Genomic DNA, 22708 nt, shown 5'->3' on the forward strand with positions numbered 1-22708 from the left:
CTCCTTGGCTGGCGGCTCAGCGGTTTTCAAAAGGCGTTTCGTCCGCGCCGCGCAGCACGATGTCGAACTGGTAGCCCAGCGCGTAGTTCTCTTCGGTGATGTCCAGGCTGAAGTCGGCCACCAGGCGGTTGCGGTACTTCTCTGGCGTGCCCGTGACCATCGGGTCGTATTGCAGCAGCGGGTCGCCGGGGAAATACATCTGCGTTACGAGGCGGCTGGCGAAGTGCTCGCCGAACAGCGACAGGTGAATGTGCTGCGGGCGCCAGGCGTTGGGATGGTTGCCCCAGGGATAGGCGCCGGGCTTGATGGTCAGGAAGCGGTAGCGGCCTTCGTCGTCGGTGAGGCAGCGGCCGGCGCCCAGGAAGTTCGGGTCCAGCGGCGCGTCGTGCTGGTCGACCTTGTGCACGTAGCGGCCGGCGGCGTTGGCTTGCCACAGTTCCACCAGCGTGTTGCGCACCGGGCGCTTGCGCTCGTCAAGCACCTGGCCCGTCAGGATCATGCGTTCGCCCAGCGGCTCGCCGTTGCGGCGGGCATTGCGCGTCAGGTCGTGGTCGAACTCGCCGATGCTGTCGTGGCCGTACACCGGCTGGCGCAACTCGGCCATCGACGCCTTCATGGGAATCAGCGGCTTGGTCGGGCCGCGCTTCATGGTCGACTTGTAGCCGGGGTAGAGGTACGCGGGGTGGCTGGGCCAGTCGCGTGGGTCGAGCGTCGTGGCGGTGGGGCTTGCCTTGGTCAGCATGTGGGGTCTCCTGGGGGATTTCGCTGTTCTGGAGCCCGAACTTTATGGCCGGCGTTAGTTGATGTAAATTGAAGAATCGAACGATTTACATGAGCATTGGTAATTGAAACTTTCGACCTCTCCCGCGCCGGGCCCGGTCCCCGCTTTTGCGAGAAACGTGCAGCTGCGGCACCTGCGCTGCTTTGTCGCGGTGGCGCAGGAAAGGCACCTCGCGCGGGCGGCCGAACGGCTGGCGCTGAGCCAGCCGGCCATGTCCAAGACCCTGACCGAACTGGAAGAACTGGCCGGCACGCGCTTGGTGGAGCGCGGCAGCGCCGGACGACGCGGCGTGCAGGGCCTGACCGCCGCCGGCGAGCAGTTGCTGACGCATGCGCTGCGCGTGCTGGAGGCCATCGACGCCAGTGCGCAGGCGGTGGCTCCCGTGTCCGGCGAGCGGCCGGAGCGCCTGCGCATCGGCGCCCTGCCCAGCGTGGCGCCTTCGCTGTTGCCGCAGGCGCTGGCGGGCCTGCGCGCCCATTGGCCTGCGCTGCAGATCCTCGTCAAGAGCGCGGCCAATGCGGTGCTGCTGGACGAACTGCGGGCAGGGGAGCTGGATGTGGTCGTGGGCCGCATGAGCGATCCGCTGCTGATGGGCGGCCTGAGCTTCGAACTGCTGCACACCGAGCCGCTGGTTTTCGTGGCGCGGCAAGGGCATCCGCTGGCGCGGCGGGGCGCGTCCGCGCAGGCGGCGCTCGGGTTTCCGCTGGTGGTTTATGGCGAGGGCACCATTCCGCGGCACAACACCGAGAGCTTCCTGTCGTCGCTGGGGCTGAGCCTGCCGCAGAACGCACTGCAGACGCTGGACGTGTCGGTGGCGAGCGCGCTGGTGGCGGCGTCGGATGCGATCTGGATCACCCCGCTGGGGGCCGCGCGCAACGATCTGGCCAAGGGCGAGTTGGTGCGGCTGCGCATCGACACGCCGGGCACGGAAGAGCCGGTCGGGCTCCTGCTGCGCAGCGAGGCCGAGCCGACGGCTGCGCGCACGGCGCTGATCGGGCTGTTGCGTGAAGTGGCGCGGCGTTTCGCCGCGACCACCCGGCGCCGGGTTCCCGCTCCCTCTCCCGCCGGGAGAGGGCTGGGGTGAGGGCTCCGGGCCTTTGAGGAGGCGGGGTCTTGCATGCGCCGCAAGCCCTCACCCCAACCCTCTCCCCACGGGGAGAGGGAGCAATTCAATCCCGCGTCGCGCGGCGCTGCACGCAGGCGATGTAGGCCTCGCCATCCGGCGGCCGGCCCGCACGCTGGCTCTCCCACATCATCTGGCCCAGGCACTCCATCGCCTCGTGGTGCGCATCCAGCAGCGAATCGCGCCGCGCGGCCAGCAGTTCGACGGCCTGGCGGATCCCGCGGGGCTGGTCGATGGAGCACTGCTCGCTGATCGACAGGTGCATCGACAGGTGCAGGAACGGGTTCTCGCGCCCGTCCTTGCCGTCATACACGCGGGCCACGGCGGCGTCCGCGTCGGCCAAGTCGGCGTGGTATTCGGGGTGCGCGTCGATCCAGCCGGCGGCGATGGTTTCGAGCGCCTCCATCGGCAGGCCCTGGCGGCTCTTGGCATACACGTCGCAGAAAAAACGACGCACCTCTTCTTGGGACGGATTGAACATGCGGGAAGGGTATCACCGGGTTCCTTCACGGCGTAAAGTGTCGGTATTACGCGTTTTCCTGTCTCGGCTCGCTGTCCTCACGCAAGATCAGGGCACCGCACTGTCGATTTGCCCACTTGCAAGGATCAGCCCGCCTCATGCCCATCACACCGCCGCGCGCGCCATGGACCGTCGAGATCGGGGAGCGGTTGCGCAGTCATTTGCTGCTGAAGCTGGTCGGCACGACGGCGTGGATCTGGGTGTTCTTCATCGGCTACTTTCACCTGCTGCGCTATCCGGTGGGCGCCGTGACGGTGATGCCGCTCACGCCGCTGGACGCGCTGGTGCCCTTCCACGCCCCCTGGCTCATTCCGTATTTCTCGCTCTGGGTTTATGTGGGCGTGGCGCCGGGGCTGCAGCGCAGTTTTCGCTCACTGCTGGTGTACGGCCTCTGGGCCGCGGCCTTGTGCCTGGCGGGCCTGGTGCTCTTTTTCATCTGGCCGACCCGCATTCCGTCCATGCCCTATGACGCCGGCGGCTTTCCCGGCTACGCCATGCTGCAAGGCATCGACGCGGCGGGCAACGCCTGTCCTTCGATGCATGTGGCAATTGCCATCTTCACCGCGTACTGGATCGAGCACGTGCTCAAGGGTGCGCGCGTGCCCGTGGTGCTGCGCGCGGTCAACCTGCTGTGGTTCCTGGCGATTGCCTATTCCACGCTGGCCACGCGCCAGCACGTGGTGCTGGATGTGCTGGCGGGTGCGGTGCTCGGCAGCGTCTTCGCATGGGCGTCGTTTCGCTGGCGTCCCAGTCCTCGCGGCACGGCGGGCGCCGCGCGCTCCGTGGCCGTCCTGAATCGGCGCTAGCCAGGGCGCTACTACAGGCCGCTCGTTGCAGCGGCCCTGAACGATCCGGCCCCCGGGCGCCGGATCCGCATTCGCACGATTGTTTTTTCGATGCGCCAGGCGTGTAATGGCGCCGCCCCATGACCGAAATGCGCCCAGCGCACCCGTGTTCGCAGGACGCAGAACAACGAGGAGACACGTCCCATGGCTTCACTGACAGTGAATGGAGCGTCGCGCAACTTCGACGGCGACGCGTCGATGCCCCTGCTCTGGTATCTGCGCGACGAGCTGCAGATGACCGGCACCAAATTCGGTTGCGGCATGGCCCTTTGCGGCGCCTGCACCGTCCACCTCAACGGCGCGGCGGTGCGATCTTGCAGCACGCCCATGAGTGCCGCGATGGGCAAGAACGTGACCACCATCGAGGGCCTGGACCCCAAAGGCATGCACCCGCTGCAGGTCGCCTGGCGCGAGGCGGGCGTGCCGCAATGCGGCTACTGTCAATCGGGCCAGATCATGCAGGCGGCCGCGCTGCTGGCGGAGAACAAGCGACCGTCCGAGGCGCAGATCGAGGCCGCCATGTCGGGCAACATCTGTCGATGCGGCACCTACACGCGCATCAAGGCCGCCATCGTGCAGGCCTCGAACATGAAGGGAGCGTGACATGAACTACGCAGCCCTTCGACAAGAACAGCAGCAGCTTTCACAACCGCAAGTCTGCAAGCTCTCGCGCCGCGGCCTGCTCGCCGGCGCTGCCGGTGGTGCCGTCGGCGGCTTCGCGCTGGGGCTCGGCTGGCCCGGGCAGGCCGATGCGCAAGACGCGCCCAAGAAATACGGCGCCTACGGCATGCCCAATGGCGTGGTCGAGAACCCGCTGGTCTTCGTCGCGATCGCCGACGACGGCATCGTCACCATCACCTGCGCGCGCGCCGAGATGGGCCAGGGCGTGCGCACGGGCGTGCCGATGATCGTGGCCGACGAGTTGGAAGCCGACTGGGCCAAGGTGCGCGTCGTGCAGGCGCCTGGCGACGAAGTGAAATACGGCAACCAGGACACCGACGGCTCACGCACCACGCGCCACTTCTTCATGCCGATGCGCCGCTGCGGCGCCTCGGCGCGGCAGATGCTCGAATCGGCGGCCGCTGCCAAGTGGGGCGTGCCGGCATCCGAGGTGACGGCGAAAAACCATCAACTGTTGCACCGCCCGACCGGCCGCACGATGGGCTTCGGCGAGGTGGCGAGCGCCGCCGCCGCGCTGCCCGTGCCCGCCACCGCCGACCTGAAGCTCAAGAAGCCGGCCGACTTCCGCTACATCGGCAAGGGCAATGTGCCCATCGTCGACGGCTTCGACATCACGACGGGCAAGGCCCAGTTCGGCATCGACGTGGTGCAGCCGGACATGCTCTTTGCCGTGGTTGCGCGCAGCCCGTACTACGGCGGAACCTTGCGCGGCTTCGATTCCGCGGCCGCCATGAAGGTGCCGGGCGTGGTGAAGGTGGTCGAGATCAAGGGCTCGCCCGTGCCCAGCGCCTTCCAGCCGCTGCCGGGCGTCGCCGTCATCGCCACCAGCACCTGGGCGGCGATGAACGGCCGCAAGGCCCTGAAGCTCGATTGGGAGGGTGGCCCCAACGGCACCTATTCCTCCGACACTTACCGCGCCGACATGCAGGCCGCCGCCGCCAAGCCGGGCAAGGTGATCCGCAACACCGGCGACGTCGACGCCGCGATGAAGTCCGCCGCCAAGGTGGTGAAAGCGGAGTACTACATCCCCCACTTGACGCAGGCGCCGATGGAGCCGCCGACCGCGACCGCGCGCATCAAGGACGGCCGCTGCGAGGTGTGGGGCCCGTTCCAGAGCCCGCAGGCGGTGCGCAACGACATCTCCAAGCGCCTCGAGTTGCCACCCGAGAAGGTGACCGTCAACGTCACGCTTTTGGGTGGCGGTTTCGGCCGCAAGAGCAAGGGCGACTTCGCCACCGAGGCGGCGCTGCTGGCGCGCGAGACCGGCGGCAAGCCGGTGAAGGTGGTATGGACGCGCGACGACGACCTGCACCATTCCTACTACCACACCGTCTCGGTCGAGCACCTCGAGGCCGGCATCGACGCGCAGGGCAAGCCCACCGCATGGCTGCACCGCAGCGTGGGGCCGACGCTCATGGCGCTTTTCATGCCCGACCCCAAGCAGGAGTCGCCCATCGAACTCGGCATGGGGCTCACCAACGTGCCCTTTGCCGTGCCCAACATGCGCGTGGAAAACCCCGAGGCCGCTGCGCACACGCGCGTCGGCTGGTACCGCGCCGTGTCCAACATCCCGCATGCCTTTGCCATCCAGTCCTTCGTGGCCGAGATGGCCACCGCCGCGGGGCGCGACCCGAAGGACTACCTGCTCGAACTGATCGGGCCGCCGCGCAAGATCGATCCGCGCGACATCAACGACACCTGGAACCACGGCGAAGACCCGACGGCCTACCCCATCGACATCGGCCGCCTGCGCCGCGTCGCGATGACGGCCGCCAAGGAGGCCAACTGGGGCCGGCCGATGGGCAAGGGCAAGGGACTGGGTATTGCGGCGCACTACAGCTTCACGACCTACGTGGCGGCGGTGGTGGAAGTGTCCGTGGATGCCGACGGCGTGCTGACGGTGCCGCGCGTGGACATCGCCATCGACTGCGGCGCCATCGTCAACCCCGAGCGCGTGCGCTCGCAGATGGAAGGCGCCTGCGCCATGGGCATCGGCAATGCGCTGTCGGGCGAGATCACCTTCAAGGACGGCCGAGTGCAACAGGACAACTTCCACCAGTTCGAAGTGCTGCGGATGAACGCGGCGCCGAAGGCCGTCGTGGTCCACCTGATACCGGGCGACTACGACGCGCCGATGGGCGGGGCGGGTGAGCCCGGCGTGCCACCGATTGCGCCGGCGTTGACCAACGCGATCTTTGCAGCGACAGGCAAGCGGATTCGCAGCCTGCCGATCAAGGATCAGTTGCGGGCCTGACAGGCGATGCGGGCACGGTTGCCTGCGCTGGCGCAGGCACCGTGGCAACCATTGCTCGCCAGTTCCGCCAGCAGCTGTTCAGCGGCCGGGATGAGGTCGGCGCCCCGCGCCGGGTCCGCGACGTGAAGGCTTTGCCAAGGCGCGATGACGGCCTCGCTGGCGGCATGGCCTTGCGTCGGCGATGCGCAGGTCACGGCCTGCCTGCGACCCTTTTCTGGCCCATGAAGGCAGTTCGTATTTCATGATGACCTCCGTGGATGGGCATCCTGTCGATCGGATGCGTTTCCCACTGTCGGTTGTCAGGTGCTCGCCGTCTGTTCGGTGCCGCGCATAGCCCCATGGCCCGTTGGCGCGCGCTGCTGCTCCATCAGTTGCGGCGGTCGCTCGCTTCGTCGTCGATCTCCCTGCAAAGCATCTCGCAGAGCACGGGCGTTTCACCTGCCCTCAGCCGCGACTCGGCCAGCTGCACCACCGCCATGCGGATGAACAATGGCAACGTGCGTCCGTGCAGGTAGTCCTGGACGAGGCATTCAGCGGCAAAGCGGGAAAGGGCCATGGTGCGTTTGATGTCTGATAGGGCACAAACCACGATACGCCGACGGAACGCCAAGTCTGTGCGACAGCGCACATAGCGGAACTGGCGCGACGCACTCCCACCTGCGCCATGACGCCTCGCCTGTCGGTGCTCTACCGCACCGACAGGACACGCGCTTCGTTGATACACAGGAAGTGGCCCCAACGTCCTGTCCATCCCGCAAGGAAGATTCCAATGAATGACCTCACCCAACCCTTCGTCAAGCTGTCCACGGCCAACGCCGAACTCATGACGCGCTTCGCACAGTCACCGGAGGTCGCCGAACTGGTGAACACCAACGCGCAGAAGTATCTGGAGCTGGCGCAGAAAGCCTTTGGCGGCGCAGCGGCGTCCAGCGCGCATGCCGATCTGGTGCGCAGTCTCGCCGAGAACTATGCGACCTTCGCGCGCGAGCACGCCGAGAACCTCATGGGCATCTTTGCCGGGGGACAGGCCGCCGTGGCGCAACAGGTGCAGGCCGCAAGCGAGCGCATGGCCGAAGCGACGCACGCCAAGACGCGGTAGTCCAGACCGGAACGCGCGTCATGACGAATCAACCGTACTTTCATGACGCGTCGGGCTCCGTGCGCTTTTGGGTGCTCATCGGAGGGCAGCAAATCGGCGCGACCATCGGAAAAGAGATCCTGCACTATCTCTACCGGCCGGTTGCGACCGACGACATGCCGATGGACACCTATGCGCAGCACGCACCCGAACTCGACGCAGCCGTCCGCAGGCGCGTCGCGGCGGGTTCCTTCCAGCCGGTGATGCTGCGCGAGTTCGATCTCAAGTAGACGCTGGGCGCGCTCTCACCGGCGTTCACCCTCATTGCGCGCCTGACACGCCGCGTTACAGTCCCGCGGGTGGATCGCCTCCAAAGCATCGAAACCTTCGTGCGCGTTGCGCAGACACAGAGCTTCGCCGAGGCAGCGCGGCAGTTGCGCGTGTCCAGCTCGGTCGTGACGACGCGCATCCGGCAGCTCGAGGAATTCCTGGGCGCGCCGCTGTTTCATCGCAGCACGCGCGTCGTGCGCCTGAGCGACATGGGCCAGGCTTTCCTGCGTGACTGCGTCGAGCTGGTCGGCCGCGCCAACGACATCGTCGACCAGATGCGCGACGTGCGCGGCAAACCGGCGGGCACGCTTCGCGTTCATGCGCTCACCGGCATGGTGCTGGGCCACTTTGCGTCGCTGCTGCGCGTGTTCCAGACCACGTACCCGGACATCCACCTCGAGCTGATCGTGAGCGACGCTGTCGTCGATCCGGTGAAGGCTGGCGTGGACTGCGCGTTGCAGATTTTCCCGGCGGCTTCGCAGGAACTGGTGTCGCGCCCGCTCTTTCCGGTGCGCCGCGTGTTCTGTGCGACGCCCGCCTATCTCGAAGCGCATGGCACGCCGGAGAACCCGCGCGACCTGCACCGGCATGCGCTGGGCCTGTATTCGGGCTACCCGACGCGCGACCGGTGGACCTTTCACCATCGCGGCGAGCAGATCACGATCTACCTGTCTGCCGCGTTGCTGACCAACAGCGTGCATCTGTTGCGTGAGTACGCGCTGGAGCACGCCGGCATCGTCTGCCTGCCGACGCTGGTGGCGGGCGATTCGATCCGGCGCGGCGAGTTGAAGGTGGTGTTGGGGCAGCACCAGCTGTCGTCCTTTCCGCTCTGCGCCGTGTATGCGGGCACCTCGCGCAACGCTTACAAGCTGCGCCTGTTCATCGAACACCTGGGCACCGAGTTCACGCGCGATCCGCCGTGGGACGCGGCCTTGATCGGGATGGGGCTGATTCAGGCGGAACTGATCGAGGGTTGACGCCGGGGCCCGCTTGCGGTGTCGACGAACGAGCCACTCAGGAGCGCCACTGCGGCTGCCGCTTCCCCAAGAAGGCATCGATGCCTTCACCCGCGTCTTCTTCCATCATGTTGCGCGCCATGACGTCGCTGGCGTATTCGTAGGCGTTGCCCAACGCCATCTGCCGTTGCCGGTAGAACATCGCCTTGCCGTAACGCACAGCGGCCCGGCTCTTGGCGAGGATCGCATCCGTCTTTCTTGCAATGGCAGCGTCGAGTTCATCCTCGCGCACGGCTTCGTTGATCAAGCCCCAATCCGCCGCCGTGGCCGCGTCGATGAAGCGGCCAGTGAACAGCATGTCGAACGCGCGCTTGGCAGAGACGTTGCGCGACAGCGCCACCGACGGCGTGGCGCAGAACAGGCCGACGTTGATGCCCGAGACCGCGAAGCGCGCCGCCTCCGATGCAATCGCCATGTCGCAACTGGCGACGAGCTGGCAACCCGCCGCCGTGGCAATGCCGTGCACGCGAGCGATCACCGGCACCGGCAGCGCCTGGATCGCCTGCATCACGCGGCTGCACTGGGTGAACAAGGCCTGGTAGTAGGCCAGTTCGGGGCGCCCGCGCATCTCGCGCAGGTCATGGCCGGCGCAAAAGGCCTTGCCAGCAGCTGCCAGCACCACGCAGCGCACGCTGTCATCCACGGCGATGCGGTCGACTTCGCCTTGCAGCGCTTCGAGCATCGCTTCTGACAGGGCATTGAACTGCTCCGGCCGGTTCAGCCGCAGCGTGGCGACGCCGCCGTTGTCCTCGCGCTGCAGCAAGGGGACGGGCGTGGGCGCAAGAGCAGACATGGAATCACTCCTTCGCAGGCGGTTGGTGCTGGCGCTTCTGCAAGCGATTCTGCCCATCCATCCGCCAGGCCGCCGCAGGCCATTGTTCGGGGTAAACCCTGCGGATCATTCTGTTTTACCGAAGAATCCTCTTTCCGATTGGCCTCTACCGCCGCACACCCCCTCTCCCTACAGTCCACCCATCGCAGCAACGACTGCGCCGCTGATGCAACGGACCCAAGGAGAACTTTGATGAGTGCCACCTACCAGACCCGCTTCGGTTCCCTCAAGAATTACGAGAAGGGCCGCGTCGAACCGATTGACGACGACGTGCGCCACTACGCCTTCTCCAATTGCTTCGAGATCGCGAGCAACAGCAAGCCCTACGAGAAGGTCGTGTTCGGCCAGAACCAGATCTATGTGCTGGAGACGCTGCGGGCCGAAGGCAGCTCGCCCTGGTACACCTGTGCCCACGACGAGTTCGCCCTGGTCATGGACGGCGAGGTCGAGGTGCACCTCGTCAAGCTCGATGCCGCGCAGACCGTGGCCGACACCGAAAAGAACGGCGCCGTGCTCGTGCAGGGCGAACCGCGCGGCCAGAAGATGGGCTGGATGAAGCTCTCGCGCGGCCACCAGGGCCTGCTGCCCAAGAACACCGCCTACCAGTTCCGCTCCGCACAGCCCGGCGTGATCGTGCTGCAAAGCTGCAAGGGCGATCTCTCGGTCGAAAAGTGGTCCGAGATCTGCCAACTGAACTGAACCCGAGGAGACACGACATGAACGCCCCCACCGAACTCGCCAAGGTCATCGCGTCGCAACCGCACGCCACCCTCGGCTACAAGGACTTCACCCTCGGAAGCTTCGGCTTTCGCCGCGACGAATACTTCGCGCACATCACCTGGAAAGCGCGCGACGGCCGCCCGATGAGCCACACGATGGACATCGGCTACTACCTGCGCGCCCTGATGCGCGACGTGGCCTGGGGCTTCTTCTACGGCTGGGTCAATTTCGACGACGTGTTCGGCACCGTCAACCACTACCAGTCGGTCGACCTGTACGCCGGCAGCTACAACGGCACCATGAAAGAGGCCGGCATCGACCTGCTGGAAAACTTTCCGACCGCGCAGATCCGCGCCACCTTCGAGGCGATGCTGGACGACTGGACCAACGAGACCTTCGACCCGTTCTCGGCGCCGCAGGAAACCGGCACGCCGTACGGGCGCAAGAACGGCAACAACACAGCCAAGATCACGCGGGCCAGGGAATTGGCCAAGCGTTGCGTGGGCCTGAAGGACGACCTGAACCTGCGCACCGATGAACGCGGCGCGCCCGTCAACCGTGCCTTTGCCGATGTGCCGCAAGAGCAGCCCGAACTGCACGCCGAGCCGGGCTTCGAGAACGAGGTGCACGCCTTCAACCTGTTCGGCTTCCTGAGCCGCTCGCAGGTCACGTGGAACCCGAGCTTCACCTCGGTCGTCAAGCACAGCTTCATGTGCCCGACGACGGAAGAACACATCCTGCCGATCATCCATGGCAACGACCGCGTCGAGTGGTTCTTCCAGATGACCGACGAGATCCACTGGGACTGCGGCGACAAGAACACGGGCAAGCCGATGGCCCGCGTGATCATGAAAGCCGGCGACATGGCCGCCATGCCCGCCTACTGCCGCCACCAGGGCTACAGCCCCAAGCGCTCGATGCTGCTGGTCTGGGAAAACGGTTCCCCGACGCTCGTCTACGAGATCCAGAAGGGCGAAAGCCCCGAGATCCCGGTCCAGTTCTAGGCAAACGAAATCTTTGAGGCGATGCGGCAGCGCCGCTCGCCTCTCGCAAGGAGACAGACATGGCAGACCTCATCCGGTCCGGTGCCGGCGCAGCTTCGCGCCGACGTTTTTTCCAGCAGGCAGGTGCAACGTCCGCAGTCGCTGCGGCCGCGACCCTCGGACTTTCCGTGGAGGCCGCAGAGCCCGCGAAGAAGTTCGACGAGACCTTCGACATGGTGGTCTGCGGCAGCGGCTGCGGCGGCCTGGCCTCCGCGCTGTTCTCGAAGTGGCAAGGCAACAGCGCCGTGATCCTCGAGAAGGCCGGCAGCATCGGCGGCACCACCGCCAAGGCAGCCTTCTGGTACTGGGTGCCCAACAACGAGGCCATGAAGAAGGCGGGCATCGTTGACCCGAAGCCTGACTTCCTCAAGTATGTGGCGCGGCTGTCGAACCCGCAGAACTACGATCCCGCGCATCCTCGCCTTGGCCTCACGCAATGGGAATACGACATGTGCGCGGCCATCTATGACAGCGCCTCGCCGGCCGCCGAACTGCTGGCCGCGAAGGGCGCGTTGCCTTATCGCCATTGCCCGGACGTGCCCGACTACTTCGCCGAGTTGCCCGAAGACAAGGCGCCGAAGGGCCGCGTGCTGGTGCCCGCCGGCGCGATCCCCAGCATGTCCGATGGCGGTCTGGTGGCGGTGCGCACCATGTCGACCAAGGCGCGGCAGGAAGGCATCCCGATCCGCACCGGCATGCGTGTCGTGAAGATCCTGCAGAACCCGGCCGGCCGCGTGATCGGCGTCGAGGCGCAGGACGAACTCGGCGCGACGGTGCGGCTGCGTGCGCGCAAGGCCGTCATCTTTGCGACTGGCGGCTTCACCCACAACGTGGAGCTGCGCAAGAACTTCCTGAACGGCCCGATCTACGGCGGCTGCGCGGCGCCCAGCAACGAAGGCGACTTCGTGAAGATGGCAGGCCCGCTCGGCGCGCAGCTGCGCAACATGAACTACGCGTGGAGCTGCCCCATTCCGCTGGAAAAGGCGGTGGCCCGCGACGGTTCGATGTCCGGCATGTTCTCGGTGGCCGGTGACTCGATGCTCTTCGTCAACAAGTACGGCAAGCGCACGGTCAATGAGAAGCTGCAATACAACGAACTGGCGCAAAGCTTCTTCGAGTGGGATGGCGCGAAGGCCGAGTACCCGAACCTGGTGCGCATCGCGGTGTGGGACCAGCGTTCGCAGCAGAACTCCGCCAGTGCCGAGTACGGCCGCCTGATCGTGCCGCCGGGCACGGACGACCGCCACGTCATCAAGGGCAACACGCTCGCCGAACTGGCACGCAACATCGACGAGCGCTTTGCGAAGTACGCCAGCGTGATCGGCGGTGCGCGTCCTTCGGCGGACTTCCTGCAAAACCTGCAGGCATCGATTGCGCGCTTCAACGGCTTTGCCAAGACCGGCAAGGACCTGGATTTCAAGCGTGGCGAGCGTACCGTCGAACTTCTCTTCAACGGCGACGTGAAGGAAGAGCCCGGCCGCAGCAATCCGACGATGTGGCCACTGTCCGATACGGGGCCTTACTACGCTGCGCTGGTGGTCTCCGGCACGTTGGACACCAAGGGCGGGCCCAAGACCGATACGCACGGTCGCGTGCTCGATGGCAGCGACAAGCCCATCGCCGGGCTGTATGGCGTCGGCAACTGCGTGGCCTCGGCATCGGGCCGCGCGTACTGGGCGGGTGGCGCCACGCTGGGGCCGATCATCGCCTTCTCGTATCGCACGGCCAACGCGGCGAATGCGGAACTGGGGAGCGCGGCATGAGCCGTTGGTTCACAGCGGCCTGTGTGCTGGCGCTGGCCGCGTTGGGCGCGCACGCGCAGTCGCCGGGCGAGCGCCTGGCGCAAAGCAGTTGCGCCCAGTGCCACAGCTTCGGCAAGGGCGAGCCCAACGGCGTCGGCCCCAACCTCTACGGCCTGCTCGGCAAGCAGGCCGCCAGCAGCCCCGGCTTCACGTATTCGAAGCAGTACGTGGACGCCATGAAGGGCAAGACCTGGGACAAGGTCCTTCTCGAACGCTGGCTGACCGACACGCAAGCCGTGGCCGCCGGCAGCACGATGGTCTATTTCCAGGACGACCCGAAAAAGCGCGCGGCGCTCATCGAGTACTTGCAATCACTCAAATGAAGGAGACAGCACCATGGCCCTCACCAAACTCAGCATGACCGACGAGCAACGCAAGTCCGTCGCGCTCGAATACCTCAAGGCCTACGACCACGGCGGCGTGACCTCCACCGGCGGCTCGATCCTCGACCTTTTCGCGGAGGACGCGCAGGTCTACTTTCCCAAATGGGGCCTGGCCAACGGCAAGGAACAGATCGGCCGCATGTTCGGCGACCTCGGCAGCCGCGGCAAGGCGATCACGCACGACTACGCCGGCTTCAACTGGATCATGACCGGCAGCGACATGTTCGCCTGCGAAGGCACCAGCTTCGGCGAGCACGTGGATGGCCCGTGGCGTGCCGGTTCGCCCGAGTGGGCCGCGGGCCGCTGGTGCGATGTGTTCGAGGTGCGCGACTGGCTGATCCAGCGCTGCTTCATCTACCTTGATCCGGACTACGCCGGCAAGGACACCGCCCGCTATCCATGGTTGGCCGACGAGGCCAACGCACGCTGATCCATGGCAATCCAGGGAGCCCCTTTCATGACGCTCGCACACATCCAGCAGGCCGCCGGCTTGACCTCGCCCATCCGGCACCAGCTATTCATCGATGGCAAGTTCGTCGATGCCGAGTCCGGAGAAACGCTGGCCACGCTGAACCCGCACGACAACTCGACGATTGCGGAGGTGGCGCTTGCCGGCAAGGCCGACGTCGACAAGGCCGTGGCTGCGGCCAGGCGCGCCTTTCCGGCGTGGAGCCGCATGGCGGCCGCCGACCGCGGCCGAATCCTGCTCAAGCTGGCGGACCTGATCGAGGCCAACGGCGAGGACTTGGCGAGGCTCGAATCGCTGGACACCGGCCACCCCATCCGCGACTCGCGCAATCTCGACGTGCCGCGCACGGCCGCTTGCTTTCGCTACTTCGGCGGCATGGCCGACAAGTTCCAGGGCGAGACGATTCCGGTGGAAGCGGGCTTCCTGAACTACACGCTGCGCGAGCCGGTGGGCGTGGTGGGGCAGGTGGTGCCGTGGAACTTTCCGCTGATGTTCACGAGCTGGAAGATGGCGCCCGCGCTCGCGGCCGGCAACACCATCGTCATGAAGCCGGCCGAGATCACGCCCCTCACTTCGCTGCGCATCGCGGAGCTGATGGCCGAGGCCGGCATGCCGGATGGCGTGGTCAACATCGTGCCGGGGCTGGGCAGCGTGGCAGGGCAATACATCGCCGAGCACATGGACATTGCGAAGGTGGCCTTCACCGGCAGCACGGCGACGGGCCGGCGCATCGTGCAGGCGAGTGCGGGCAACCTGAAGAAGGTGCAGCTCGAACTGGGCGGCAAGGGCGCCAACATCGTCTTCGAAGACGCGAACCTCATGGCGGCAGTCAACGGCAGCGCGTGGGCGATCTTTCACAACCAGGGGCAGGCCTGCATTGCGGGCTCGCGCCTCATCCTGCACGAGAGGATTGCCGATGCCTTCCTTGACAAGTTCGTGGCGCTTGCGCGCTCAGTGCGCCTGGGCAATCCACTCGACGACGCCACCGAGATGGGTCCACTCACGAGCGCGCAGCACCGCGAGCGCGTGCTGGGCTATGTCGACGTGGCGCGCACGCAGGGCGGCGAAGTGCTGGCGGGCGGCAAGTCGCCCGCGGGCGAACTGGCCAATGGTTGCTACGTGGAGCCCACCATCGTGCGTGCGGCCTCTTACCTCGACCGCATTGCGCAGGAAGAGGTGTTCGGGCCCTTCGTCACCGTGCTCACCTTCAAGACCGATGAAGAAGCATTGCAGATCGCCAACGGCACCGACTACGGCCTGGGCAGTGGCCTGTGGACTTCGAACCTGCAACGCGCCCACAAGTTCGCCCGCGAACTGCACGCCGGGATGGTCTGGATCAACAGCTACAAGCGCGTGAATCCGGGCTCGCCTTTTGGCGGCGTCGGGCAGAGCGGCTACGGGCGCGAGATGGGCTTCGACGCCATGCGCGAGTACACGCAGGTCAAGAGCATCTGGGTCAACGTGGACGCGCAAATACCGCCACACTTCGCGCGTTGAACCAAAGGACCCTTCCATGCGCGATTTCATCTTTGCCGGCCAACCCTCCCGCGTCATCTTCGGCGCGGGCTCGCTCGCGCACCTCGGACGCGAGATCGATCTGCTCGGCGCGCGACGCGCGCTGGTGCTGTCCACGCCCGAACAGCGTGCGCAGGCCGAGCGGGTGGCCGACATGCTGGGTGCGCAGGCGGCGGGCATCTTCGATCGCGCGGTGATGCATGTGCCGATCGAATCCGCGCGAGAGGCGAGGGAGGTTGCACGCCGGCTCGATGCGGATTGCGCCGTGGCCATTGGCGGCGGGTCCACCACGGGCCTGGGCAAGGCGATCGCGCTCGACTCCGGCCTGCCCATCCTCGCGATTCCGACGACCTATGCCGGCAGCGAGATGACGCCCATATACGGCATCACCGAAGGCGGCCTCAAGAAGACCGGCAAGGACGCACGCGTGCTGCCGCGCACCGTCATCTACGACCCCGAACTCTCGCGCTCGCTGCCGGTGGAGATGAGCGTGACCAGCGGCATCAACGCCATCGCGCATGCGGCCGAAGGCCTGTATGCGCAGGACGGCAATCCGATCATGGACCTGATGGCGCAGGAAGGCATCCGCGCATTGGGCCGCGCCTTGCCCGCCATCCATCGCGACAAGCACGACATGGACGCGCGCAGCGATGCGCTGTATGGCGCATGGCTGTGCGGCACGGTTCTTGGCAACGTCGGCATGGCGCTGCACCACAAGCTGTGCCATACGCTGGGCGGCAGCTTCAACCTGCCGCACGCGCAGACGCACACCGTCGTGCTGCCGCATGCGCTGGCCTACAACGCGGCCGAGGCGCCCAACGCGATGCGCCGCATCGAGCTGGCGCTGGACGCCGGCATCCTGGTGAGCGCCGCGCAGGCCGTGTACGACCTGGCGCGCGACACCGGCGCGCCGGTGGCATTGCGCGACATCGGCATGCAGGCCGCAGACGTGGACCGCGCCTGCGACATCGCCATGCAGAACCAATACCCCAATCCGAGGCCGCTGGAGCGTGAAGCCATTCGCGACTTGCTCCAGCGCGCCTTTGAAGGAATCCGGCCCGATTAGCGGGCGGTAGTTGACCCACCCACAACGAGGAGACAACAAGATGACCATCGATCGCAGACAGTTCACGCAAGCCGCCGCCGCACTGGCGGCCCTGGGCATGGCGCCCCGCGCCTTCGCCGCGGACACGCTCAAGATCGGCTATGTCTCCCCGCAGACCGGCCCGCTCGCGCCCTTCGGCGAGGCGGACAAGTGGGTCATCGACCAGATCAAGACGGCGTTCAAGGGCGGCATCACCGTGGGTGGCCGCAAGTACGACGTGGAGATCGTGCTCAAGGACAGCCAGTCCAACCCCAACCGCGCCGGCGAAGTGGCGAACGACCTCATCCTCAAGGACAAGGTGGCGCTGGTGCTCACGGCCGGCACGCCGGAAACCGCCAATCCGGTGAGCGATGCCTGCGAACTGAACGAAGTGCCCTGCGTGTCGAGCGTGGTGCCGTGGCAGCCGTGGTTCTTCGGGCGCAAGGGTGATCCGGCCAAAGGCTTCAACTGGACGTACCACCTGTTCTGGGGGCTGGAGGACGTCATCGCCAACTTCACCAACGGCTGGAAGCAGGTGCAGACCAACAAGAAAGTCGGCGGCCTGTTCCCCAACGATGGCGACGGCAACGCGTGGGGCGACAAGGAACTGGGCTTTCCGAAGCCACTCGCGTCGATGGGCTTCACGCTCACCGACCCCGGACGATTCCAGAACGGCACGCAGGACTTCAGCGCGCAGATCGCGGCCTTCAAGAAGGACGGCGTGGAGATCGTCACGGGCGTGGTGATTCCGCCGGACGCCAAGACCTTCCTCACGCAGGCGCGGCAGCAGGGCTTCAAGCCGAAGGTCATCACGCTCGGCAAGGCGCTGCTGTTCCCGGGTGCCATCGAGGCGTTGGGCGATCTGGGCGACGGCCTTACGACGGAGGTGTGGTGGAGCCCGTCACATCCGTTCACGTCGAGCCTGACGAAGCAGAGTGCGAAGGATCTGGCGGGCGCCTACGAGGCCGGCACGAAGAAGCAATGGACACAGCCGATCGGCTTTGCGCATGCGCTGTTCGAGGTCGCATCCAGTGCGCTGTCGCGTTCCAGGTCGCTCAAGCCCGCCGATGTGCGCGATGCCGTGGCGGCCACGTCGATCAGCACCGTGGTCGGCCCGGTGAAGTGGGGCGGCCCGGGACCGATGAAGAACGTGAGCAAGACGCCGCTGGTGCTGGGTCAATGGGGCAAGGGCAAGACCTACAAGTACGAACTCACCATCGTCAACAACGAAGCGGCGCCGAACATCCCGACGGGTGGCGCGATTCGGCTCATTGCGGCGGCGTGACGATGACGCTGCTGGCACTTCATGGCGTGTGCAAGTCCTACGGCGCGCTCAAGGTCACGGACGACATCCACCTCGCCGTGAACGAGGGCGAGACGCTGGGCATCCTCGGGCCGAACGGCGCGGGCAAGACCTCGCTGTTCAACCTGATCTCGGGCGATGCGCGGCTGGACGCGGGCCGCGTTGAATACGCAGGGCGCGATGTGTCGAAGCTTTCGCCGCACCAGCGCTGCCGCGCGGGCATCGGGCGCAGCTACCAGGTGCCACAGCCTTTCGGGGCGATGAGCGTGTTCGAGAACCTCGTGACCGCGGCGTGCTTCGGTGGCAAGCAGAGCGAGCGCGAGGCGTGGGAGACGGCGCATGAGGTGTTGAACCAGACCGGGTTGATGCCGCATGCCAACAAGGCTGCGGGCGGGCTCACGCTGCTCAATCGCAAGCGTCTTGAGTTGGCGCGTGCGCTGGCTACACGCCCGCGCTTGCTGCTGCTGGATGAGATTGCGGGCGGGTTGACGGAGCATGAGGCGCGTCAGCTGGTTGAGGAGTTGCAACGCATCAAGTCGCGTGGTGTGACGATGATCTGGATCGAGCATGTGGTGCATGCGTTGCTGTCGCTGGCGGATCGGTTGTTCGTCATCAACTTCGGGCGAAGGATTGCGGAAGGCGAGCCGAGGGCGGTGATGGAGGATGCGGAGGTGCGGCGGGTGTACATGGGAGTTGAAGCATGAGCGCGGCCTTTCTCTTTTCCCCCGATTTTTCCCCTCTCCCTCCGGGAGAGGGTCAGGGTGAGGGCACTGGGCGTGTCCATCGTCTCATCTTTTCAAAGGCCCGGAGCCCTCAACCCAGCCCTCTCCCGGAGGGAGAGGGGGCAAGACACGGCGTCCGGTATTTGTTCCCTCTCCCTCCGGGAGAGGGTCAGGGTGAGGGCACTGGGCGTGTCCATCGCCTCATCTTTTCAAAGGCCCGGAGCCCTCACCCCAGCCCTCTCCCGGAGGGAGAGGGAGCAAGAGGCGGCGTTCGGGATTTGTCCCCTCTCCCTCCGGGAGAGGGTCAGGGTGAGGGCACTGGGCGTGTCCATCGCCTCAACTTTTCAAAGGCCCGGAGCCCTCACCCCAGCCCTCTCCCGGAGGGAGAGGGAGTAAGAGGCGGCGTTCGGGATTTGTTCCCTCTCCCTCCGGGAGAGGGTCAGGGTGAGGGCGCTGGGCCTGTCCATCGCTTCATCTTTTCAAAGGCCCAGTGCCCTCACCCCAGCCCTCTCCCGGAGGGAGAGGGAGCAAGACACAGGGAGTGGGTGACATGCTGACGACGCACGAACTCACTGCCTTCTACGGCGACGCACAGGCACTCTTCGGCATCGACTTCGAACTCGCCAAGGGCGAACTGGTCGCCATCATCGGTGCCAACGGTGCCGGCAAGTCCACCTTGCTGAAATCGCTCACGGGCCTCGTGCGCGCCCCCCGCGACGCCGTGCATTTCAAAGGCGAAGCCATCGGCGGCATGCCCCCAGGCGACATCGTCCGCCGCGGCCTCGCGATGGTGCCGGAAGGAAGGCGCCTGTTCCCCAGCCTGAGCGTCGAGGAGAACCTGTTGATGGGCGCCACCGCGCAACGCAGCGGCCCATGGAACCTGCGCCGCATCTACCAGATGTTCCCCATCCTGCAGGAGAAGCGCCACAACCCGGGCACCTCGCTGTCGGGTGGCCAGCAGCAGATGGTGGCGCTGGGCCGTGCGCTCATGAGCAATCCCGAGGCGCTGCTGTGCGATGAACTCTCGCTGGGCCTGGCGCCCATCGTCATCAAGGAAATCTACGACGCGATGCCGACCATCACCGGCGAAGGCATGTCGGTGGTCATCGTCGAGCAGGACGTGACGCTGGCGCAGCGCGTGTCGCAGCGCCTGTACTGCCTGCAGGAAGGGCGCGTGTCGCTGCAGGGAACGTGCAATGCACTCTCGCGCGAGCAGATCTCGCGCGCTTACTTCGGCCTGTGATGCTGCAAGAGGAATGCTGACGTGATCGAAACCCTTCTCCAGGGCATCCTGCTGGGTGGCCTCTACACGCTCTTTGCACTCGGGCAGTCGCTGATGTTCGGCGTGATGCGCCTCACCAACACGGCGCAGGGCGACTTCATCGTGCTCGCGGCGTTTGCCGTCATCGCGGGGCTCGGCGTGTTCGGAAATTCGGCCTGGCTCGCGACGCTGGCCGTGCTGCCCATGGCCTTCGTCTTCGGATACGCCTTGCAGCGCTACGTGCTCAACGGCACGCTTGGCAAGGACCCGCTGCCTTCGCTCGTGGTGACCTTCGGGCTCGCCATCGTGATCCAGAACCTGCTGCTGGAACTGTTCTCCGCCGACCCGCGCTCCATCGACACGGGAGGCTTCAACACGCAGGGCATCGCGCTGGGCGAATCGATCTCCGTGGGCGTGTTGCCGCTGGTCATCCTCGCGGTAGCGGTGCTCGCGACGGGCTCGCTGCAATGGCTCTTCGGGCGCACGGCCCTGGGCCGCTCGTTCCGCGCGGTGTCGGACGACGTGGAGATCGCCGGCCTCATGGGCCTGAACGCACACAAGGTCTACGCGCTGGCCACGGCGATTGCCTTCGCGCTGATCGCGGTTGCCGGCGCCTTGCAGGGCATGCGCACGACGGTGTCGCCAGCGGACGGCCCGTTGCTGCTGCTCTTTGCCTTCGAGGCCGTGATCATCGGTGGCATGGGCTCCTTCTGGGGCACGCTGGCGGGCGCCATGATCCTGGGTATCACGCAGCAGATCGGCTTCCGGCTCGACCCCGGATGGGGCATCTGGTTCGGGCACATCGTGTTCCTGCTCGTGCTGGTGTTGCGGCCCCAAGGGCTCTTTCCCAAGATGCGCGGGTGAAACCATGGAGCAACTGATGCAAGCTGGAAAGTTCGAAGTGGTTCGCGGCACGGCGACCGGGCGCAGCGCACTCGTGGCCGCCGCGGCGATGGTGCTGGTCGCGGTCAGCCTGCCCTGGTGGGGCGAGTCGAGCTGGATGCGCGAGTTCGTGCAGATCGCCTGCTACTTCATCTTCGCGATGATGTGGAACCTGCTCGCCGGCTACGGCGGCATGGTGAGCATCGGGCAGCAGGCCTTCTTTGGTTTCGGCGGCTATGTGATGCTGATGCTGGGCAACTTCGCGGGCATCAATCCCTTCGTGGCGATCGTGCTGGGCGCGCTGGCGGCGGGGCTCATCGCGGTGCCGGTGTCCTTCGTCGCGTTTCGCCTGTCGGGCGGCTACTTCGCCATCGGCACCTGGGTCATCGCCGAAGTGTTCCGCTTGAGCTTTGCCAACGTGTCGGCCGTGGGCGGCGGATCGGGCACCACGCTCACGGCCCTGCGCGGCATCGACAAGGCCACGCGGGAAAGCGTCACCTACTGGATGGCACTCGCCTGCGTGGTGGCGGTGATCGCGCTGGTCTACCTTTTCTTGCGCGGCAAGCGGGGCCTGGCGCTGCTGGCCATCCGCGACAACGAGGTGGCGGCGGAGTCGCAAGGCATCGCCGTGCGTTCGACCAAGCTGGCGGTGTACGTGGTGGCGGCCTTCGGCGCCGGGCTGGCGGGTGCGCTCTATTTCGTTGGCAACCTGCGCATCAGTCCCGACGCGGCCTTCAGCGTGAACTGGACCGCGTTCGCCATCTTCATGGTGGTGATTGGCGGCATCGGCCGCATCGAGGGGCCGATTCTTGGCGCCGTCATCTTCTGGGCGCTCAACAAGTTCCTGAGCGACTATGGCACCTGGTACCTGCTCGGCCTGGGCATGCTGGCGATCGTGGTCACGCTCTTCTTCCGGCAAGGGTTGTGGGGCTACGCCCAGCAGCGCTGGGGCTGGTCGCTCTTTCCCACGCAGCGCCGGCTGGTGCTGCACGATGCGCCTGCCGCAAGGCGTGCCGCGCCATCGCCCCAACGTCTGACTGAACTGGATCTGCAAGCCAATGCAAAACATCAATGAACACACCATCACCGCGGCAGTGCTCGAGAGCATCGCGGGTTGCGAAGACGCACGCTTGCGGGACGTGATGTCCGCACTGGTGCGCCATCTGCACGACTTCGCGCGCGAGGTGAAGCTGACCGAGGCCGAGTGGATGCGCGGCATCGAATTCCTCACCGCCACTGGCCAGAAGTGCGACGACAAGCGGCAGGAGTTCATCCTGCTGTCGGACACGCTGGGCCTGTCGATGCTGACAGTGGCGCTCAACCATTCCAAGAGCGCGCAAGCCACCGAGGCCACGGTGTTCGGCCCCTTCCACGTGCCGGACGCTCCGCAGGTCGCCTTGGGCGCCGACATCTCCGGCGGTGCGGTTGGCGAGCCCTTGTACGTGCGCGCCACCTTGCGCGGCCGCGACGGCGAAGCGGTGGCCAACGCGCGCATCGACGTGTGGGAGGCCGATGCAGAAGGGCTCTACGACGTGCAGCGTGCCGGACTCGAGCATCCGCAAAACCGGGCGACCTTGCGCACCGACAGCGAAGGCGGCCTGCGCTTTCGCGCGGTGATGCCGGTGGCCTATCCGATTCCGGTCGATGGCCCGGTGGGCGAGATGCTGCGTGCGACCAAGCGCCATCCCTGGCGGCCGGCGCATGTGCATTTCATGATCGAGGCGCCGGGCTACGAGACGCTCATCACCCACGTGTTTCGCGACGGCGACGCATACCTCGACAGTGACGCTGTGTTCGGCGTGCGCAGCTCGCTCATCGGCGACTTCCAGTCGCACCCCGCGGGTGGCAAGGCGCCGGATGGCAGCGTGCAGGCGCAGCCTTTCCACACGCTGGACTTCGACTTCGTGCTGGAGCCGGCCGTGGCGCATCATTGAGGGGATGGTCGCTTCGGTCGAATTCATTCCAGGCAGGGCAGGGGAGCCAAGCCCCGAGGGCCAGCCTTCGTTTGCGCGCGCGGCCTTTGCTGGGCGTTTCGAGCCTTGGCGACCCGACTGGAACAGGCGT

The 22708-nt window shown here is 66.3% G+C and carries 25 protein-coding genes; 20 read left to right on the forward strand and 5 right to left on the reverse strand.

The genetic code is table 11. The features are described 5' to 3' along the window. Positions 1-16 precede the first annotated feature (16 nt). Positions 17-742 carry a protocatechuate 3,4-dioxygenase subunit beta gene (pcaH, locus tag QTI66_RS22775; protein ID WP_286562200.1) on the reverse strand — a complete coding sequence of 242 codons (726 nt, stop codon included), beginning with the start codon at positions 740-742 and terminating at the stop codon, positions 17-19. 103 nt (positions 743-845) lie between these two features. Between pcaH and QTI66_RS22780 the strand changes: the two genes are divergently transcribed. Then, positions 846-1865: a LysR substrate-binding domain-containing protein gene (locus QTI66_RS22780; protein WP_286562201.1), complete on the forward strand. Its 1020-nt coding sequence runs from the start codon at positions 846-848 to the stop codon at positions 1863-1865. 85 nt (positions 1866-1950) lie between these two features. Here the strand turns inward: QTI66_RS22780 and QTI66_RS22785 are convergent, their stop codons facing one another. Then, entirely contained in the window at positions 1951-2385 is a 435-nt protein-coding gene (locus tag QTI66_RS22785; RefSeq protein ID WP_286562202.1) for a DUF1841 family protein, read from the reverse strand. Positions 2386-2522: 137 nt separating this feature from the next. Here QTI66_RS22785 and QTI66_RS22790 point away from each other — a divergent pair, with 137 nt between their 5' ends. The 3 genes from QTI66_RS22790 (at position 2523) to QTI66_RS22800 (ending at position 6204) form a co-directional block, all read left to right on the forward strand. After that, positions 2523-3230: a phosphatase PAP2 family protein gene (locus QTI66_RS22790; RefSeq protein WP_286562205.1), complete on the forward strand. Its 708-nt coding sequence runs from the start codon at positions 2523-2525 to the stop codon at positions 3228-3230. Positions 3231-3413: 183 nt separating this feature from the next. Then, positions 3414-3872 carry a (2Fe-2S)-binding protein gene (locus tag QTI66_RS22795; RefSeq protein WP_286562206.1) on the forward strand — a complete coding sequence of 153 codons (459 nt, stop codon included), beginning with the start codon at positions 3414-3416 and terminating at the stop codon, positions 3870-3872. A gap of 1 nt (position 3873) precedes the next feature. Beyond that, positions 3874-6204, forward strand: coding sequence for a xanthine dehydrogenase family protein molybdopterin-binding subunit (locus QTI66_RS22800; protein ID WP_286562207.1), 2331 nt, complete (start codon positions 3874-3876; stop codon positions 6202-6204). Here the strand turns inward: QTI66_RS22800 and QTI66_RS22805 are convergent. Together QTI66_RS22805 and QTI66_RS22810 are read right to left on the reverse strand one after the other, a co-directional pair. Then, entirely contained in the window at positions 6189-6398 is a 210-nt protein-coding gene (locus QTI66_RS22805) for a hypothetical protein (RefSeq protein ID WP_286562208.1), read from the reverse strand. The two genes, QTI66_RS22800 and QTI66_RS22805, sit on opposite strands and share 16 nt — an antisense overlap. 173 nt (positions 6399-6571) lie before the next feature. Beyond that, on the reverse strand, positions 6572-6760 hold the full coding sequence (locus QTI66_RS22810) for a hypothetical protein (RefSeq protein ID WP_286562209.1): 189 nt from the start codon (positions 6758-6760) through the stop codon (positions 6572-6574). Positions 6761-6973: 213 nt separating this feature from the next. On the opposite strand from QTI66_RS22810, the gene QTI66_RS22815 reads away from it, so the two are divergent. The 3 genes from QTI66_RS22815 (at position 6974) to QTI66_RS22825 (ending at position 8589) form a co-directional block, all read left to right on the forward strand. After that, positions 6974-7303: a hypothetical protein gene (locus QTI66_RS22815; protein WP_286562211.1), complete on the forward strand. Its 330-nt coding sequence runs from the start codon at positions 6974-6976 to the stop codon at positions 7301-7303. 20 nt (positions 7304-7323) lie between these two features. Next, positions 7324-7572 carry a hypothetical protein gene (locus tag QTI66_RS22820; protein WP_286562213.1) on the forward strand — a complete coding sequence of 83 codons (249 nt, stop codon included), beginning with the start codon at positions 7324-7326 and terminating at the stop codon, positions 7570-7572. A gap of 69 nt (positions 7573-7641) precedes the next feature. Next, a complete protein-coding gene (locus QTI66_RS22825; protein ID WP_286562214.1) occupies positions 7642-8589 on the forward strand; it encodes a LysR family transcriptional regulator in 948 nt (315 codons plus the stop codon). 37 nt (positions 8590-8626) lie between these two features. On the opposite strand, the gene QTI66_RS22830 is transcribed toward QTI66_RS22825, so the two are convergent. Beyond that, positions 8627-9421 (reverse strand): enoyl-CoA hydratase, encoded by a 795-nt coding sequence (locus QTI66_RS22830; protein WP_286562216.1) that lies wholly within the window; start codon positions 9419-9421, stop codon positions 8627-8629. Between the two features lie 231 nt (positions 9422-9652). Between QTI66_RS22830 and QTI66_RS22835 the strand changes: the two genes are divergently transcribed. The 13 genes from QTI66_RS22835 to QTI66_RS22895 all read left to right on the forward strand — a co-directional run bounded on the left by QTI66_RS22835 (position 9653) and on the right by QTI66_RS22895 (position 22578). Continuing rightward, positions 9653-10159 carry a cupin domain-containing protein gene (locus tag QTI66_RS22835; RefSeq protein ID WP_286562218.1) on the forward strand — a complete coding sequence of 169 codons (507 nt, stop codon included), beginning with the start codon at positions 9653-9655 and terminating at the stop codon, positions 10157-10159. Positions 10160-10176: 17 nt separating this feature from the next. Further along, on the forward strand, positions 10177-11184 hold the full coding sequence (locus tag QTI66_RS22840; RefSeq protein WP_286562220.1) for a hydroxyquinol 1,2-dioxygenase: 1008 nt from the start codon (positions 10177-10179) through the stop codon (positions 11182-11184). A gap of 59 nt (positions 11185-11243) precedes the next feature. Further along, positions 11244-12986 (forward strand): FAD-dependent oxidoreductase, encoded by a 1743-nt coding sequence (locus QTI66_RS22845; protein WP_286562222.1) that lies wholly within the window; start codon positions 11244-11246, stop codon positions 12984-12986. Then, positions 12983-13348 carry a c-type cytochrome gene (locus QTI66_RS22850; RefSeq protein WP_286562223.1) on the forward strand — a complete coding sequence of 122 codons (366 nt, stop codon included), beginning with the start codon at positions 12983-12985 and terminating at the stop codon, positions 13346-13348. The genes QTI66_RS22845 and QTI66_RS22850 overlap by 4 nt, the downstream gene beginning before the upstream one ends. Positions 13349-13361: 13 nt before the next feature. Beyond that, positions 13362-13838: a nuclear transport factor 2 family protein gene (locus QTI66_RS22855; RefSeq protein ID WP_286562224.1), complete on the forward strand. Its 477-nt coding sequence runs from the start codon at positions 13362-13364 to the stop codon at positions 13836-13838. 72 nt (positions 13839-13910) lie between these two features. After that, positions 13911-15374, forward strand: a complete 1464-nt coding sequence (locus QTI66_RS22860) for an aldehyde dehydrogenase family protein (RefSeq protein ID WP_286562486.1) — start codon at positions 13911-13913, stop codon at positions 15372-15374. A gap of 16 nt (positions 15375-15390) precedes the next feature. Continuing rightward, the gene (locus QTI66_RS22865; protein ID WP_286562225.1) at positions 15391-16458 is read left to right on the forward strand and encodes a maleylacetate reductase; all 1068 of its coding nucleotides are present in this window, start codon (positions 15391-15393) and stop codon (positions 16456-16458) included. A 40-nt stretch (positions 16459-16498) separates the two neighbouring features. Beyond that, positions 16499-17761: an ABC transporter substrate-binding protein gene (locus QTI66_RS22870; protein WP_286562227.1), complete on the forward strand. Its 1263-nt coding sequence runs from the start codon at positions 16499-16501 to the stop codon at positions 17759-17761. 2 nt (positions 17762-17763) lie between these two features. After that, positions 17764-18483 carry an ABC transporter ATP-binding protein gene (locus tag QTI66_RS22875; protein WP_286562228.1) on the forward strand — a complete coding sequence of 240 codons (720 nt, stop codon included), beginning with the start codon at positions 17764-17766 and terminating at the stop codon, positions 18481-18483. A 568-nt stretch (positions 18484-19051) separates the two neighbouring features. After that, positions 19052-19744 (forward strand): ABC transporter ATP-binding protein, encoded by a 693-nt coding sequence (locus QTI66_RS22880; RefSeq protein ID WP_286562230.1) that lies wholly within the window; start codon positions 19052-19054, stop codon positions 19742-19744. A gap of 21 nt (positions 19745-19765) precedes the next feature. Further along, complete coding sequence (locus QTI66_RS22885; protein WP_286562231.1) at positions 19766-20626, forward strand: branched-chain amino acid ABC transporter permease; 861 nt, start codon at positions 19766-19768, stop codon at positions 20624-20626. Positions 20627-20642: 16 nt separating this feature from the next. Beyond that, a complete protein-coding gene (locus tag QTI66_RS22890; RefSeq protein WP_286562233.1) occupies positions 20643-21719 on the forward strand; it encodes a branched-chain amino acid ABC transporter permease in 1077 nt (358 codons plus the stop codon). Further along, positions 21703-22578: an intradiol ring-cleavage dioxygenase gene (locus QTI66_RS22895; protein WP_286562234.1), complete on the forward strand. Its 876-nt coding sequence runs from the start codon at positions 21703-21705 to the stop codon at positions 22576-22578. The genes QTI66_RS22890 and QTI66_RS22895 overlap by 17 nt, the downstream gene beginning before the upstream one ends. Positions 22579-22708: the final 130 nt, after the last annotated feature.

The sequence above is a fragment of the Variovorax brevis genome, from assembly GCF_030317105.1.
GTDB classification, from domain to species: Bacteria; Pseudomonadota; Gammaproteobacteria; order Burkholderiales; family Burkholderiaceae_C; genus Variovorax; species Variovorax brevis.

What these genes read in the sequence shown, in the direction of transcription:
- QTI66_RS22850 (WP_286562223.1), top strand. Translation starts at nt 12,983, where the DNA reads ATGAGCCGTTGGTTCACAGCGGCCTGTGTGCTGGCGCTGGCCGCGTTG.
- QTI66_RS22835 (WP_286562218.1), top strand. Translation starts at nt 9,653, where the DNA reads ATGAGTGCCACCTACCAGACCCGCTTCGGTTCCCTCAAGAATTACGAG.
- QTI66_RS22870 (WP_286562227.1), top strand. Translation starts at nt 16,499, where the DNA reads ATGACCATCGATCGCAGACAGTTCACGCAAGCCGCCGCCGCACTGGCG.
- QTI66_RS22875 (WP_286562228.1), top strand. Translation starts at nt 17,764, where the DNA reads ATGACGCTGCTGGCACTTCATGGCGTGTGCAAGTCCTACGGCGCGCTC.
- pcaH (WP_286562200.1), bottom strand. Translation starts at nt 742, where the DNA reads ATGCTGACCAAGGCAAGCCCCACCGCCACGACGCTCGACCCACGCGAC.
- QTI66_RS22895 (WP_286562234.1), top strand. Translation starts at nt 21,703, where the DNA reads ATGCAAAACATCAATGAACACACCATCACCGCGGCAGTGCTCGAGAGC.
- QTI66_RS22840 (WP_286562220.1), top strand. Translation starts at nt 10,177, where the DNA reads ATGAACGCCCCCACCGAACTCGCCAAGGTCATCGCGTCGCAACCGCAC.
- QTI66_RS22855 (WP_286562224.1), top strand. Translation starts at nt 13,362, where the DNA reads ATGGCCCTCACCAAACTCAGCATGACCGACGAGCAACGCAAGTCCGTC.
- QTI66_RS22865 (WP_286562225.1), top strand. Translation starts at nt 15,391, where the DNA reads ATGCGCGATTTCATCTTTGCCGGCCAACCCTCCCGCGTCATCTTCGGC.
- QTI66_RS22810 (WP_286562209.1), bottom strand. Translation starts at nt 6,760, where the DNA reads ATGGCCCTTTCCCGCTTTGCCGCTGAATGCCTCGTCCAGGACTACCTG.
- QTI66_RS22830 (WP_286562216.1), bottom strand. Translation starts at nt 9,421, where the DNA reads ATGTCTGCTCTTGCGCCCACGCCCGTCCCCTTGCTGCAGCGCGAGGAC.
- QTI66_RS22820 (WP_286562213.1), top strand. Translation starts at nt 7,324, where the DNA reads ATGACGAATCAACCGTACTTTCATGACGCGTCGGGCTCCGTGCGCTTT.
- QTI66_RS22890 (WP_286562233.1), top strand. Translation starts at nt 20,643, where the DNA reads ATGCAAGCTGGAAAGTTCGAAGTGGTTCGCGGCACGGCGACCGGGCGC.
- QTI66_RS22845 (WP_286562222.1), top strand. Translation starts at nt 11,244, where the DNA reads ATGGCAGACCTCATCCGGTCCGGTGCCGGCGCAGCTTCGCGCCGACGT.
- QTI66_RS22795 (WP_286562206.1), top strand. Translation starts at nt 3,414, where the DNA reads ATGGCTTCACTGACAGTGAATGGAGCGTCGCGCAACTTCGACGGCGAC.
- QTI66_RS22800 (WP_286562207.1), top strand. Translation starts at nt 3,874, where the DNA reads ATGAACTACGCAGCCCTTCGACAAGAACAGCAGCAGCTTTCACAACCG.
- QTI66_RS22790 (WP_286562205.1), top strand. Translation starts at nt 2,523, where the DNA reads ATGCCCATCACACCGCCGCGCGCGCCATGGACCGTCGAGATCGGGGAG.
- QTI66_RS22785 (WP_286562202.1), bottom strand. Translation starts at nt 2,385, where the DNA reads ATGTTCAATCCGTCCCAAGAAGAGGTGCGTCGTTTTTTCTGCGACGTG.
- QTI66_RS22880 (WP_286562230.1), top strand. Translation starts at nt 19,052, where the DNA reads ATGCTGACGACGCACGAACTCACTGCCTTCTACGGCGACGCACAGGCA.
- QTI66_RS22815 (WP_286562211.1), top strand. Translation starts at nt 6,974, where the DNA reads ATGAATGACCTCACCCAACCCTTCGTCAAGCTGTCCACGGCCAACGCC.